This is a genomic window from Micromonospora sp. WMMB482 (assembly GCF_019038635.1).
GTDB lineage: Bacteria > Actinomycetota > Actinomycetes > Mycobacteriales > Micromonosporaceae > Micromonospora > Micromonospora marina.
On the sequence record NZ_JAHOPD010000020.1, the window covers coordinates 2,625,732 to 2,639,450 of the forward strand.

Sequence of the window (13,719 nt, forward strand, 5' to 3'; positions counted from 1 at the left end):
AGTTGGCGGCACTCAGGGAGATCATTCCTGCCGTCAACTTCATGATCGACGCGGACGGGGCAAAGGTGGGTCAGGGGCCGGTGGGGGTTTCTGCCGCCGAGCTCAGGTTGGGGGCGCTCGCGGGTTCGGCGATACCGCCGGGCGCGGAGGCGATCTCCGGGTCGTGGGCGGTCTCGGCCGCGATCGCGGGCTGGTCCGGCGGCATGACGTCCGGCATCTTCGGCGCGACGATCACCGCCGTGCCGTACGCGCAGATCTCCATCCACATCTCGCCGCAGTCGCGGCTGTCGAAGCGCATGCCGATCACCGCGTTCGCGCCCAGGCGGCGTGCCTCCTCGCCGAGGCGGGCCACCGAGTCGGTACGCCACCGGGTCAGGTTGTCCGGCGCCATCGGGTCGTAGGCGCCACCGCGCAGGTTCTTGACCCCCTCGCGGTACGGGTTGCGGGTCCTCGCCATCGAGGAGACCACTTCGCCGAGGATCTGGCGGATCTCGTAGCCGGGCAGTTGATCCGTCGTCACGACCAGCACCCTTCCGATGCTGTCAGTCCCCGGCCGGGTGGTTCGCGAGCCGTGTTCAGCTGATCGGATGCTGAAAAACGGCGCGGCGCGGACGGTCGGGCCGCACCCGACCGATCCGCGCCGCATCGGGATCAACCGTCAGACACCGGCCGTCGAGGAGATCCAGGCCCGGTTGTACGCAACACTGCCGTAGTTCTGGATGCTCTGGCCGTCGGCGGTGGAAGCGACGCCGACCTGCCGGCCGTTGTAGAACTGCGGGCCGCCCGAGTCGCCCCGCCACGCGTTGCCGTTGATCCGGGTGCTCCGGATCGCCTGGCCGCCGTACGCGTCGGTGGCGCTGTTGGTGGTCACCCGGACGCTGGCGGTCTTGAGCTGCGACGACGCGCTGCACCCGCTGTAGCAGGTCATGCCCCAGCCGTAGATGGTGTTCGTGGAGCCGACCGGCGGGTTGCTGGTGGCCAGCGACACGGCGGAGGTGCTGACCGTGCTGGACAGGCGCAGCAGGGCCAGGTCGTAGCGGGTGTAGGAGGCGCTCACGGTGCGGGTCACGCCGCCCGAGGCGCGGTAGACGCTGCCGACCCGGACCGACATGGTGCCGCTGACGCAGTGCCGGGCGGTGAGCACCCACTGGGGCGCGATGACGCTGCCGGAGCAGGTGAACGAGCCGTTGCTGAAGACGGCGGCGGCCCACGGCGCGGACGAGACGGTACCGCCGCCGATGATCAGGGGGCCGGCCGGTGCGGCGGCGGCGCCGGAGGCGGTGACCAGGACGCCGGCCAGCGCGGTGGTCAGCACGGCGAGCAGGGGACGGAGGCGCATGTCGGGGCTCCTTCTGCGCGGACGCCCGGGTTTCCGGGCAGGGGGGGGGTGACACCCGCCGGATGGGGTGATGCCGGCGAGGGACGTCGATCTAATTCATCGACGTCTGACGATGCATGCTACGGCCGTGACGCCCTCTGTCACAAGATGCGGATCGATTGCGCCGATGGCGTGACGTGTGCCGCGTGCCACGCCGACGGGCTGTCGGATACCGGTCCAAGGTGGGGTGTTTCGCGGCAGAATGCCTGCTGGGAGGTGTTGTCGAAAAGCTCCGGCAAGCGCGCGGCGCAACGAATTCGCATCGACGCCGCAACGAACGGGCAACGGTGCCCGTCCGGTGCCGGGGGTGCGGCCGACGAGTGCCGGAACTGCCCCCGGCCGGTGCGGGCCGGGCGGTATCTGCCAGGTAGGCTGGCTGCGCTCGCCCGATTGTTGGGCCGGCACCCAACTGCGTACACAGTCAGGAGTGCCCAGTGCCTCGCGTCGTCGTCGACGTCATGCTCAAGCCCGAGATCCTCGATCCTCAGGGCCAGGCCGTCGCAAACGCGCTGCCCCGCCTCGGCGTCAGTGACGTCGCCTCGGTTCGGATCGGCAGGCGGATCGAGATCGAGTTCACCGGCGAACCGGACCTGGACCGGGCCCGGGAGATCGCCGACAAGCTGCTGGCCAACCCGGTCATCGAGGACTTCACCGTCCGCGTGGTCACCGCCGACGAGACCGCGGGCGCGCAGTCGTGACCGCCCGGGTCGGTGTGGTCACCTTCCCCGGCTCGCTCGACGACGGGGACGCGGCCCGGGCCGTACGGATCGCCGGCGCCGAGGCGGTCCGGCTCTGGCACGGCGACCCGGACCTGCACGGGGTGGACGCGGTCGTCCTGCCCGGCGGCTTCTCCTACGGCGACTACCTGCGCTGCGGCGCCATCGCCCGGTTCGCCCCGGTGATGGAGACGATCGTCCAGGCCGCGCGCGGTGGCCTGCCGGTGCTCGGCATCTGCAACGGCTTCCAGATCCTCTGCGAGGCGCACCTGCTGCCCGGCGCGCTCACCCGCAACCAGCACCTGCACTTCCGCAACCGGGACCAGGTCCTGCGGATCGAGAGCACCGGCACCGCCTGGACGAACGCGTTCCAGCCGGGCCAGGAGGTGCTCATCCCGGTCAAGAACGGCGAGGGCTGCTACGTCGCCGACCCCGCGACGCTCGACCGGCTGGAAGGCGAGGGCCGCGTCGTCGCCCGCTACGTCGGCGGCAACCCCAACGGATCGCAGCGCGACATCGCGGCGATCACCAACGAGGCCGGCAACGTCGTCGGCATCATGCCGCACCCCGAGCACGCGGTGGAGGCGCTCACCGGCCCCTCCCTGGACGGCCTCGGCTTCTTCACCTCGGTGCTCAAGCATCTGGTGGGAGCGCCGGCGTGATGGTGGCCGGGAACATCGGTCGGCCCACCCGCCGCACCGGCGGCGAGCGCAGCAAGGAGACGTCATGACCACCCATCCGGACCCGGCCCTGCGCGAACCGCAGGGCGTGGTGGCGCAGGCCGGCCCGACCGACGACTGGGCGCTGGGCGTGGACACCGTGGCCCGGGCCGCCGACTCGCCGGAGGAGCTTCAGCCGTACGCCGAGCTGGGCCTCCGCGACGACGAGTACGACCGGATCCGGCACATCCTCGGCCGCCGGCCCACCCAGGCCGAGCTGGCCATGTACTCGATCATGTGGAGCGAGCACTGCTCCTACAAGTCGAGCAAGGTGCACCTGCGCCAGTTCGGCGAGAAGGCGCCGCCGAGCGACCGGCTGCTCGCCGGCATCGGGGAGAACGCCGGCGTGGTCCGGGTCTCCGACGAGCTGGCGGTGACCTTCAAGGTCGAGTCGCACAACCACCCGAGCTTCGTCGAGCCGTACCAGGGCGCGGCGACCGGCGTCGGCGGCATCGTCCGCGACATCCTCGCCATGGGCGCCCGCCCGGTCGCCGTGATGGACCCGCTGCGCTTCGGCGCGGCCGACCACCCGGACACCGCCCGGGTACTGCCCGGCGTGGTCGCCGGCGTCGGCGGCTACGGCAACTGCCTGGGCCTGCCCAACATCGGCGGCGAGGTCGTCTTCGACCCCTGCTACCAGGGCAACCCGCTGGTCAACGCGCTCTGCCTGGGCGTGCTGCCGGTCGACCGGCTCCAGAAGAAGGACGCCACCGGCCCCGGCAACATCGTGGTGCTGATGGGCGCCAAGACCGGCCGCGACGGCATCGGCGGCGTGTCGGTGCTCGCCAGCGCCACCTTCGACGAGGGCAGCGAGCAGCGCCGCCCGTCCGTGCAGGTGGGCGACCCCTTCATGGAGAAGCTGCTCATCGAGGCCTGCCTGGAGCTGTACGACGCCGAACTGGTCGTCGGCATCCAGGACCTCGGCGGCGCCGGCCTGACCTGCGCCCTCACCGAGACCGCCGCCTCCGCCGGCACCGGCATGCGGGTCTGGCTGGAGCGCGTGCCGCTGCGCGAGCCGTCGATGGAGCCGCACGAGATCCTGGCCAGCGAGTCCCAGGAGCGGATGCTGCTCGTCGTCTCGCCGGACAAGCTCGACGCGGTGCTCAAGACCGCCGAGAAGTGGGGCGTCTGGGCCACCGCCATCGGCGAGGTCACCGCGCCGTCGGCGGACGGCCAGCCGGGCCGGCTGGTCGTCACCTGGCGCGACCAGCTCGTGGTGGACGTGCCGCCGGGCTCGCTCGTCGACGACGGCCCGGTGTACGCCCGGCCGATGCGCGAGCCGGCCGACCTGATCCTGCTCCAGGCCGACCGCGCCGAGACGCTGCCCCGGCCGAGCACCCCGGAGGCGCTCCGGGAGACCGTGCTGCGCATGATCGCGTCGCCGAACCTGGCCGACAAGACCTGGGTCACCGAGCAGTACGACAGGTACGTGCTCGGCAACACCGTGCTCGCCCAGCCGGAGGACTCCGGCGTGATCCGGATCGACGAGCGCAGCGGCCTCGGTGTCGCGCTCTCCGTCGACGGCAACGGCCGGTACGCCCGCCTCGACCCGTACCACGGGACGAAGCTGGCGCTGGCCGAGGCGTACCGGAACGTGGCGGTGACCGGCGCGAAGCCGATCGCGGTGACCAACTGCCTGAACTTCGGCTCGCCGGAGGACCCGGGCGTGATGTGGCAGTTCGCCGAGGCCGTGCGCGGCCTCGCGGACGGCTGCCTGGAGCTGGGCATCCCGGTGACCGGCGGCAACGTCAGCTTCTACAACCAGACCGGCGCCGCGGCCATCCACCCGACCCCGGTGGTCGGCGTGCTCGGTGTGCTCGACGACGTCGCCGACCGGGTGCCGATGGGCTTCGTGCCGCGTCCGGCCGGCGACCACGACCAGCTGTTCCTGCTGGGCGAGACGCACGTCGAGCTGTCCGGCTCGGAGTGGGCCTGGGTGACCCACGAGCACCTGGGCGGCATCCCGCCGCAGGTCGACCTGGCCCGCGAGCGGCAGCTCGCCGAGCTGCTGGCCGAGGCGGCCCGGGTCGGGCACCTCAGCTCCGCGCACGACCTGTCCGACGGCGGCCTGGCGCAGAGCCTGGTCGAGTCGGCCCTGCGCCGCGGCGTGGGCGCCCGGGTCGTGGTGCCGGAGCACTTCGCCGGTGGCTCGATGCCGTTCGTGTTCCTGTTCAGCGAGTCCGCCGCCCGCGTGCTGGTGTCGGTGCCGCGCGGCCACGAGAAGGCGTTCACCGCCCTCTGCGCCGAGCGCGGCGTGCCGTGGGAGTTCATCGGCGTCACCGACCCGGCCTCCGGCGCGCTGGAGGTGCACGGCCAGTTCCGGATCGGCCTGGACGAGCTGCGCGAGGCACACACCGGGACGCTCCCGCGTCTGTTCGGTGCGGCCGAGGCGGCCCGCGTGGAGGTGGAGGCGACCCGTACCGGGACCACCACTGTGCTTCCGGCCACTGCCGAGCAGCCGGTCGGCGTGGACCCGGCCGCTGTCGACGCCGAGCCGATCGCCAAGGCCGGCCGGTACACGCAGCCCGCCGACGCCGAGGCGTCCGTACCCGCCGCTGTGGCGGAGTCCGACGCGCCCGCTGCGTCGTCGGACGAGGCCGCACCGGCCGACGCGACGCCGGCGTACGACGGAACCCCGGCCCAGGACGAGTCGGCGGCTGCCGACGGGTCCGGCGGTCCGGCTCCCGGTGAGCCGGCGCCGGGTCAGCGCTGAGGCGCTGGCCTTGGCCGTCTTCGCCCAACCCGGCGCCGGTGCCCGGTTCGACTGGGGACTGACCGGGGCGGCGGAGCTCGGCCGGGTCTGTGCCGCCCTGGTGGTGGTGGACGTGTTGTCGTTCACCACCGCCGTGGAGGTGGCGGTGAGCCGTGGCATGCGGGTGCACCCGTTCCCGTGGGGCGAGCAGGCCGCCGACTACGCCCGCCGGGTGGGGGCCGTGGCCGCTGTGGGCCGCCGGAAGATGACGGCGGAACACCCGTGGTCGCTGTCCCCGGCAGCGCTGCGGACCGCGCCGGTCGTCACCGACCTGGTGCTGCCGTCACCCAACGGCTCGGCGATCAGCGCCGCCGCGAGCGCCACCGGGGTGCCGGTGGTCGCGGCGTGCCTGCGTAACGCACCCGCCGTCGGGCGCTGGCTGCGCGCCGAGGGGTACGGCTCGAAGGACGCCCCGGTGGGCGTGGTGGCGGCCGGGGAGCGCTGGCCCGACGGGTCGCTCCGGCCGTGCGTGGAGGACCAGCTCGGTGCGGCCTGCGTACTCGACGCGCTCGCCGATGTGCCGGGCGGGCTCTCGGTGGAGGCCGCGATGGCGCTCGCCGCGCTGGCGAGCACGCCGGACGTGCCGGCGGCGGTCCGGGGATGCGTCTCCGGGCGGGAACTCACCGAGGGCGGCTTCGCCGAGGACGTCGCGGTAGCGACCGAGGTCGGTGTCTCCGACGTGGTACCGGTGCTCCGCCAGGGCTACTTCGCCCCCGCCTGAGCACCGCTTCCGGTCCCGTCCTGCGGGGCGCGCCCCTGATGATCCCGGCGAGCCGTCGTCAGCTCCGAACCCGGGTGCCGTGAGGTCTCGCCGCCGATCCGACTGCTCGCCTGCGGCGGTCCCGGCTGCTCGACCCGGACGCCACCTACCGGCATGCCCGCCAGGGCCTGCTGAACGGCGGCGGCGGTGCGCTGACGACTGTGGCCGCCCGCTGTTCGCGGGCGGCCACAGTTCTAACGTCTGGTGCCTGTCAGTCGTCCAGCCAGTCGAGGCGCCGTCCGCCCCGGTCCGCCTGCCCTTCCGGGCGGGAACGGCCTGCCTGCGCCGGGTCGTTGGGGTAGGCGTTGTCGTAGCCGGCCCCGCGCTGCTGCGGCGGCTCCTGGCCGTAACCGCCCTGGCCGTAACCACCCTGCGGGGTCTGACCGTAGCCGTCGCCGTACCCGCCGCCCTGCTGGCCGTAGCCGCCGGACTGGTGACCGCCGTCGTACCCGCCACCCGCGTTGCCGTAGCCGCCGGCCGGCGCGTCGCCGTATCCGCCCTGCTGACGGCCGCTGTCGTAACCACCGGTCGCGCCGCTGTCGTAACCGCCGGCACCCTTGTCGTAGCCACCGTGGGACCGGCTGTCGTAGCCGCCGGTCGGTGCGTCGCCGTATCCGCCCTGCTGACGGCCGTTGTCGTAGCCGCCGGTCGGGGCATCGCCGAAGCCGCCCGCAGGGGCGTTGTCGTAGCCGCCCGCAGGGGCGTTGTCGTAGCCGCCGGTCGCGCCCTCGCCGTAGCCGCCGCCCGCCGCGCGGCCGCCGCCGTAGGCCGAGGCGTCGCCGTACCCGCCGGACGGGTTGTCGCCGTAGCCACCGCCCGCGGCGTTGCCGTAGGCGCCGGTGGGATCGCCGTACCCGCCCTGCTGACGGCCGCTGTCGTAACCGCCGGTCGCGCCGTTGTCGTAACCGCCCGACGCGGCGCCGTAGCCACCGCCCGCGCCATAGCCGTCGCCCTGCTCGTGGCCACGGCCGTACGAGGACGAGCCGGCCTGGTCGTAGCCGCGGTCCTGCTCGGGCTGGTAGGTGCTGGTCGGGTACGGGTCGGCCGCCGGCGCGTACTGCGTGCTGTCACCGGTGTAGCGGCCGGTGGGCTCGTCGAAGCGCTCGTTGCCGTAGCCGCCGCCCTGGGCCGCGTAGCCGGCCGCGCCGGCCGCGGCACCGGTGGCGTAGTCCGGGCTGCCGTAGCCGGCACCGGAGGATGGGCCGTTGCCGTAGCCGCTGCCCGAGGAGGGCGCGTTGCCGTAGCCACCGCCCGAGGAGGGCGCGTTGCCGTAGCCGCCCGCGCCGCCGTAGCCGCCCTGGCCCGGTGCGTCGTCGCCGTAGCCGTAGCCGCCCTGGCCGCCGCCGACACCGTAGGACGGGCCGGGCGGGGCGCCGTACGGGTCCGGCGGGACGTCGTCCACGACCGGCCGCTGGAGCATGGTGGGGGCGTCGCTGATCGACGGGCCGCCGACCATCGTCGCGGCCGGCCCGGCGCCCATGCCGTTCACCACCCGGGTCTGGTCGTCGGTCCCGTGGTACGCGCCCCGAGCTGCCGGGATCGCACCAGCCGCGCCGGGACCACCCGGTCCGGTCGGTCCGCCCGGGCCGTCGCCGTCGCCGTCGTCGCCCTCGTTCTTGCGGCGCATGTAGAGCAGCACGATGGTGCCCACGCCGACGGCGACGAAGAGGCCGCCGAGCAGGATGAGCAGCCAGGAGCCGAAGCCACCGGAGTCCTCGTTCGCGGCCGGCTGCTGCGCGGCGGGCGCCTCGGCCGACGGGGTGTCGGTCGCCTCCTCCTCGAGCGGCTCCTCGGACGGCGGGGCGGACTCACTCGCCGACGGGGTGGCGCTCGGGCTCGCCGACGCCTTCAGCTGGATGCTGAGCCGGACGCCGGTCACCGACTGGCCGGCGTTCGCGTTGATCGACCGGGCGACCGGCGAGGCGCCGTCGGTGGAGGCGCCGAGGTCGATCCGGCCGGGCGCGATCGGGTTGGACTCGGAGCCGCTGAAGCTGAAGTTGCCGTTGCCACTGGTGTTGGTGCGGCGTTCCTTGCCCGCGCTGTCGCGGAGCATGACGAGGGCGCCCTCGATCGGCTCGCCGTCGGCGTTGACCACCTTGCCGGACACCGTCTTGACCGTCTGCGGCTGCTGCGGCGGCGGGGAGGCGGCCTTGCCCTTGACCGTGAGGTTGAAGTTCGCGGTGTCCGGCCGCCCGACACCCTGGATCCGGACCGTCACGGAGGAGTTGGCGTCACCCGCGTTGTCGTTCGCGCGCAGGGTGAGGATCTGGACCTTGGGAGTGCCCGGTGGGTTGAACTCGATGCCGCCGCAACCGCTGCTGCAGCTGACGCCGGACGGCAGGCCGCTCAGGCTGATGTCGCCGTTGGTGTCGCCGCCCTCGGGGTTGACGGTGACGGTGATCGTGGTGTCGCTGCCGGCGTTGACCGTGGCCGATCCCGGCGAGACGCTGACCTCGGCGGCGAGGGCGGGAGACGCGGGGACGGTGAGCAGGGCGCCGGAGACCAGCGCTACGACCACACCGGCCCGCTGCTTCCAGGCACGTCGGTGTGTTGACACGTCCACCGCCTTCCGGGTCTGATCCCCGCGTCGGCCGCTCGGCCGAGGTTGATCACTCACGGTACGAATTACGCCGTCGGCAACTATGCCTTGTCTGACCGGATCATCTCTACCCAGGGCCGCCGTCGGACGGCCTTCTGCCGGGTCGTATCGTCCCGTCGTGTCCTCTCCGCACGCTTATTCCGAAGCGGTACTCGCCGCACTGACGGCGCTGGACGAGGGGCGTACGCCCGAACGGCCGGTGCTCCGGGAGGCGGTCCGGACGCTCTTGGCTGCCCTCGCGGATCGCGCCCCCGGCCGATCGGTGGAGGTGCGCGTACCACCCTACGGTGCGGTCCAGTGCGTGAGTGGTCCACGACACACCCGTGGTACGCCGCCGAACGTGGTGGAGATGGACCCGCCGACCTGGCTGGCCGTCGCAACCGGACGCCGGGGATGGGCGGAAACGGTCACTGAGGGTCGCATCCGGGTTTCCGGAAACCGGGCTGACCTCTCCCCGTACCTCCCGATTTAGGCGTCGAGCAGGGCAAACTCTGTTCACGCTGAGCGGGCACTTCGTGACTGTCGGTGTCGACTGCTGGTCGCGTACACTGAGAGCCGACGACGGTCCCGGCCCATGCGTGCGGAGCTGCCCCCCGACTCCGCCAGGCCAGTCCAGACCCCCACTGCGAGGGAGCGGCAGGTGCCCCGAGGCGATGGCCGGCTGAGCCACGACCTTGACCCCCAGCGACCCGGCCCACAGGACGCGTGCGGCGTCTTCGGCGTCTGGGCGCCGGGTGAAGAGGTCGCCAACCTCACCTACTTCGGGCTCTACGCCCTTCAGCACCGCGGTCAGGAGGCCGCGGGCATCGCGGTGAGCGACGGCTCCGGTGTCGTGGTCTACAAGGATCTCGGCCTGGTCGCCCAGGTGTTCGACGAGCCGACGCTGGCGAGCCTGCGCGGGCACGTCGCGATCGGGCACGCGCGCTACTCCACCACCGGCGGCTCGACCTGGGAGAACGCCCAGCCGACCATCCGGGCCACGAGCGCCGGCACCACCATCGCGCTGGCGCATAACGGCAACCTGGTCAACACCGCCGAGTTGCAGCGCGAGGCGGCCGTGCGGGGCCTCGACTCCGACGGCTCGACGAACGACACCTCGCTGGTCACCATGTTGCTGGCGAGCCGGCCCGACCTGTCGGTCGAGGCGGCCGCGCTGGAGGTGCTGCCGCAGCTGCGCGGCGCGTTCAGCTTCGTCTTCATGGACGAGTCGACGCTCTACGCGGCGCGTGACGCGCACGGCGTACGCCCGCTGGTGCTCGGCCGGCTCGAACGCGGCTGGGTGGTGGCGAGCGAGACCGCCGCGCTGGACATCGTCGGCGCGAGCGTGGTCCGCGAGGTCGAGCCGGGCGAGCTGATCGCCATCGACGAGAACGGGCTGCGGTCCAGCCGGTTCGCCTCGCCCGAGCCCAAGGGCTGCCTGTTCGAGTACGTGTACATCGCCCGGCCGGACGCCACCATCGCCGGCCGCAACGTGCACGCCGCGCGGGTGCAGATCGGCCGCCAGCTCGCCAAGGAGCACCCGGTCGAGGCCGACCTGGTGATCCCGGTGCCGGAGTCCGGCACGCCGGCCGCCATCGGCTACGCCGAGGAGTCGGGCATCACCTACGGCCAGGGCCTGATGAAGAACCCGTACGTCGGGCGCACGTTCATCCAGCCCTCGCAGACGCTGCGGGCGCTCGGCGTCCGGCTGAAGCTGAACCCGCTGCGGCAGAACGTACGCGGCAAGCGCCTGGTGGTGGTGGACGACTCGATCGTGCGGGGCACCACCCAGCGGGCGATCGTCCGGCTGCTGCGCGAGGCGGGCGCGCTGGAGGTCCACGTCCGGATCTCCTCGCCGCCGGTGAGCTGGCCCTGCTTCTACGGCATCGACTTCGCCACCCGCGCCGAGCTGCTCGCGAACGGGCTGGACAACGACGGCATCCGGCGGTCCATCGGCGCCGACTCGCTCGGTTACGTATCGCTGCCCGGTCTCATCGCGGCGACCGAGCAGCCGAAGAGCCGGCTCTGCCGGGCGTGCTTCGATGGGGAGTACCCGATCGAACTGCCGGCCGGGAACCTGATCGGCAAGCACGTGCTCGAAGGAGTGGGACGCCGGGTCGCCGCCGAGGCGGCCGGGCCGACCGGTCCGCTCGTCGCCACACCTACCCACCACCCGTAGCACCACCGACGCGGGTCCGGCCGCTCCGGGCCCGCGGGAACCACAAAAGGGGAGAACCGTGACGCACGTGTCCGAGCGCAGCGGCGCAGGATCCAGCCCGACGGGCGCCGGCGGCGACCGCCAGCCCTGGTCGGCGGGTTCCGGCCGGACGCAGCGCAAACGCTCGGTCTCGTACGCCGACGCCGGGGTGTCGATCGAGGCGGGCGACCGCGCGGTCGAGCTGCTCAAGTCCAAGGTCAAGGAGACCCGGCGCCCCGAGGTCATGGGTGACCTGGGCGGCTTCGCCGGTCTGTTCCGGCTGGACACGAAGAAGTACAAGAACCCGATCCTGGCCTCCTCGACCGACGGCGTGGGCACCAAGCTGGTGATCGCCCAGCAGCTCGACATCCACGACACGGTCGGCATCGACCTGGTCGCCATGGTCGTCGACGACCTCGTGGCCTGCGGCGCCGAGCCGCTGTTCCTGCTCGACTACATCGCCACCGGCGAGGTCGTGCCGGACAAGGTCGCCGAGATCGGCGCCGGGATCGCGGACGGCTGTCGGTACGCCGGCTGCGCGCTGCTGGGTGGCGAGACCGCCGAGCACCCGGGCGTGCTGCGTCCGGACGAGTACGACATCTCGGCCACCGGCGTCGGCGTGGTGGAGGAGAGCGAGATCCTGAGCCCGGAGCGGGTCGAGGTGGGCGACGTGGTGATCGCCATGCGCTCGTCCGGCCTGCACTCCAACGGCTACTCCCTGGTCCGGCACGTGCTGCTCGGCGCCGGCCGGATGCGGCTGGACGTGGTGATCGACGACTTCGGCCGCCAGCGGACGCTCGGCGAGGAGCTGCTCACCCCGACCAAGATCTACGCGCAGGACTGCCTGAAGCTGATCGCCGAGGCCGAGGTGCGGGCGCTGGCCCACGTCACCGGCGGCGGCATCCCCGGCAACCTGGTCCGGGTGCTGCCCGAGCATGTCGACGCCGTGGTGAACCGCTCCACCTGGAAGCCGCAGCCGATCTTCGACCTGATCCAGTCCAAGGGCCGGATCGAGGACCCGGAGATGGAGGCGACATTCAACATGGGCGTCGGCATGTTCGCGATCGTCTCCGCCGAGGACGCCGACCGCGCGCTGGCCACCCTGACCGGCCGGGGCGTGGACGCCTGGCAGGCCGGCGAGATCATCGAGGGGTCCGGCAACGTGCAGATGGTCGGACAGCACACCCGGGGCTGATCACCCTGCGCCGATCGGCCGGGCACGTGATCGGGGGTTCACCCGAGCGCTCGCCGCGGCCTAGCCTGGAGGTTCGGTTTTCAGGCAGGCGGGGGAGACGCTGATGGCTGCGCGCACGCCCGGAGGGATGCGGGGAATCGCCGCCGTCCCGTCGTACGTGGTGATGCAGCCGACGACGCTGTGCAACCTCGACTGCGCCTACTGCTACCTCCCCTTCCGGTCGGTCGACCGGCGGATGCCGGTCGCCGTCGCCGAGGCGGTGGCGGCGTCGGTCAACCAGTGGGCGGCGGGCGGTCGATTCTCCGTGGTCTGGCACGGCGGGGAGCCGCTCGCGGCCGGCCGGGAGCACCTGGCCGCGTTGCTGGCGCCGTTCGGGCCCGACGTCGAGCACCACGTGCAGACCAACGCCACGCTGATCGACGACGCCTGGTGCGCGTTCTTCGCCGAGCACCGGGTACGGGTCAGCGTCAGCGTGGACGGGCCGCGGGCGCGCAACGGCGAGCGGGTCACCCGGGGCGGGCGGCCCGCGTACGACCGGATCGTGGCGGGCGTGGCGGCGCTGCGCCGTCACGGCCTGCCGTTCTCGGCGCTCGCGGTGGTGTCGCGGCCGGAGCCGGGCCTGGCGACCGAGCTGTACGGCTACTTCCTCGACCTGGGCTGCGACGTGCTCGGCGTCAACATCGAGGAGACCGAGGGCGTCAACACCCGGACGAACGTGCGTGACGAGAGCGCGGTCACCGGGTTCTGGGCCGAGCTGGTGGCGGCGTGGCGCCGGGATCCGCGGATCCACCTGCGTGAGGTGGAGTGGTCGCTGCGGTACGCGGGCGCGGTCCTGGCCGGCACCGCCGACGACCTGCTGCCCCGGACTCTCGACCCGATCCCGACGGTCGGGCACGACGGTTCGGTGGTGGTGCTCTCGCCGGAGCTGGCCGGCTTCACCGACCCCCGGTACGGCGACTTCGCCAGCGGGAACGTGCTCACCACCCCGCTACGCGACATCCTCGCCGGCGCGGCCGGTACGCCGTGGGTGGACGAGTTCCTCACCGGCGTGGAGGCGTGCCGGGCGTCCTGCGCGTACTTCGGGTTCTGTGGCGGCGGGCACGCCGCCAACCGTTACTTCGAGCTGGGGCGTTTCGACGGTACGGAGACCGAGCACTGCCGCAACAGCAAGATCCGCCTACTGGAGGGAGTGTTGGAGCATGCCCGAGACCATCAGTGACACCGACCGGGAGGCGGTCGCCGACCGGGTGCGGGACGCCGCTGCGGGGCTTACCGCTCTGCTCCGAGAGGCGGAGGCGGCGCGGCTGCTGCGGGCGGAGGTGTCGGGCGGCGACGGCGCCGGCGCGGTCTGCGCGTGGAACCACTTCGAGAACATCCCGACGTTCTACAACTGGAACAACCGGCCGCGCTGAGGGGACGGTTCC

The 13,719-nt window shown here is 72.9% G+C and carries 12 protein-coding genes; 9 read left to right on the forward strand and 3 right to left on the reverse strand.

Annotated elements, in window-relative coordinates:
* Positions 1–70: 70 nt before the first annotated feature.
* Together KSK32_RS13315 and KSK32_RS13320 are read right to left on the reverse strand one after the other, a co-directional pair.
* A complete protein-coding gene (locus tag KSK32_RS13315) occupies positions 71–646 on the reverse strand; it encodes a YbjQ family protein (RefSeq protein ID WP_216931514.1) in 576 nt (191 codons plus the stop codon).
* 12 nt (positions 647–658) lie between these two features.
* Positions 659–1,339 carry a trypsin-like serine protease gene (locus tag KSK32_RS13320; RefSeq protein WP_216931515.1) on the reverse strand — a complete coding sequence of 227 codons (681 nt, stop codon included), beginning with the start codon at positions 1,337–1,339 and terminating at the stop codon, positions 659–661.
* 473 nt (positions 1,340–1,812) lie between these two features.
* On the opposite strand from KSK32_RS13320, the gene purS reads away from it, so the two are divergent.
* The 4 genes from purS to KSK32_RS13340 all read left to right on the forward strand — a co-directional run bounded on the left by purS (position 1,813) and on the right by KSK32_RS13340 (position 6,286).
* Positions 1,813–2,076 carry a phosphoribosylformylglycinamidine synthase subunit PurS gene (purS, locus tag KSK32_RS13325; RefSeq protein WP_013473439.1) on the forward strand — a complete coding sequence of 88 codons (264 nt, stop codon included), beginning with the start codon at positions 1,813–1,815 and terminating at the stop codon, positions 2,074–2,076.
* On the forward strand, positions 2,073–2,756 hold the full coding sequence (purQ, locus tag KSK32_RS13330) for a phosphoribosylformylglycinamidine synthase subunit PurQ (protein WP_018785472.1): 684 nt from the start codon (positions 2,073–2,075) through the stop codon (positions 2,754–2,756). The genes purS and purQ overlap by 4 nt, the downstream gene beginning before the upstream one ends.
* A 64-nt stretch (positions 2,757–2,820) precedes the next feature.
* On the forward strand, positions 2,821–5,526 hold the full coding sequence (gene purL / locus KSK32_RS13335; RefSeq protein ID WP_216931516.1) for a phosphoribosylformylglycinamidine synthase subunit PurL: 2,706 nt from the start codon (positions 2,821–2,823) through the stop codon (positions 5,524–5,526).
* Between the two features lie 10 nt (positions 5,527–5,536).
* Entirely contained in the window at positions 5,537–6,286 is a 750-nt protein-coding gene (locus KSK32_RS13340) for a 2-phosphosulfolactate phosphatase (protein WP_216931517.1), read from the forward strand.
* A gap of 250 nt (positions 6,287–6,536) precedes the next feature.
* Here KSK32_RS13340 and KSK32_RS13345 read toward each other — a convergent pair whose 3' ends face one another.
* Positions 6,537–8,882 (reverse strand): carboxypeptidase-like regulatory domain-containing protein, encoded by a 2,346-nt coding sequence (locus KSK32_RS13345; RefSeq protein WP_216931518.1) that lies wholly within the window; start codon positions 8,880–8,882, stop codon positions 6,537–6,539.
* Between the two features lie 160 nt (positions 8,883–9,042).
* On the opposite strand from KSK32_RS13345, the gene KSK32_RS13350 reads away from it, so the two are divergent.
* The 5 genes from KSK32_RS13350 to amcA all read left to right on the forward strand — a co-directional run bounded on the left by KSK32_RS13350 (position 9,043) and on the right by amcA (position 13,707).
* The gene (locus KSK32_RS13350) at positions 9,043–9,396 is read left to right on the forward strand and encodes a sterol carrier family protein (RefSeq protein WP_289256569.1); all 354 of its coding nucleotides are present in this window, start codon (positions 9,043–9,045) and stop codon (positions 9,394–9,396) included.
* 168 nt (positions 9,397–9,564) lie between these two features.
* Positions 9,565–11,082: an amidophosphoribosyltransferase gene (purF, locus tag KSK32_RS13355; RefSeq protein ID WP_216931519.1), complete on the forward strand. Its 1,518-nt coding sequence runs from the start codon at positions 9,565–9,567 to the stop codon at positions 11,080–11,082.
* Positions 11,083–11,140: 58 nt separating this feature from the next.
* Positions 11,141–12,295, forward strand: a complete 1,155-nt coding sequence (purM, locus tag KSK32_RS13360) for a phosphoribosylformylglycinamidine cyclo-ligase (RefSeq protein ID WP_013283426.1) — start codon at positions 11,141–11,143, stop codon at positions 12,293–12,295.
* A gap of 127 nt (positions 12,296–12,422) precedes the next feature.
* Positions 12,423–13,514 carry a cyclophane-forming radical SAM peptide maturase AmcB gene (gene amcB / locus KSK32_RS13365; protein ID WP_216936060.1) on the forward strand — a complete coding sequence of 364 codons (1,092 nt, stop codon included), beginning with the start codon at positions 12,423–12,425 and terminating at the stop codon, positions 13,512–13,514.
* Positions 13,495–13,707 (forward strand): multiple cyclophane-containing RiPP AmcA, encoded by a 213-nt coding sequence (gene amcA, locus KSK32_RS13370; protein ID WP_018785465.1) that lies wholly within the window; start codon positions 13,495–13,497, stop codon positions 13,705–13,707. Before amcB ends, amcA begins: the two co-directional genes overlap by 20 nt.
* Positions 13,708–13,719: the final 12 nt, after the last annotated feature.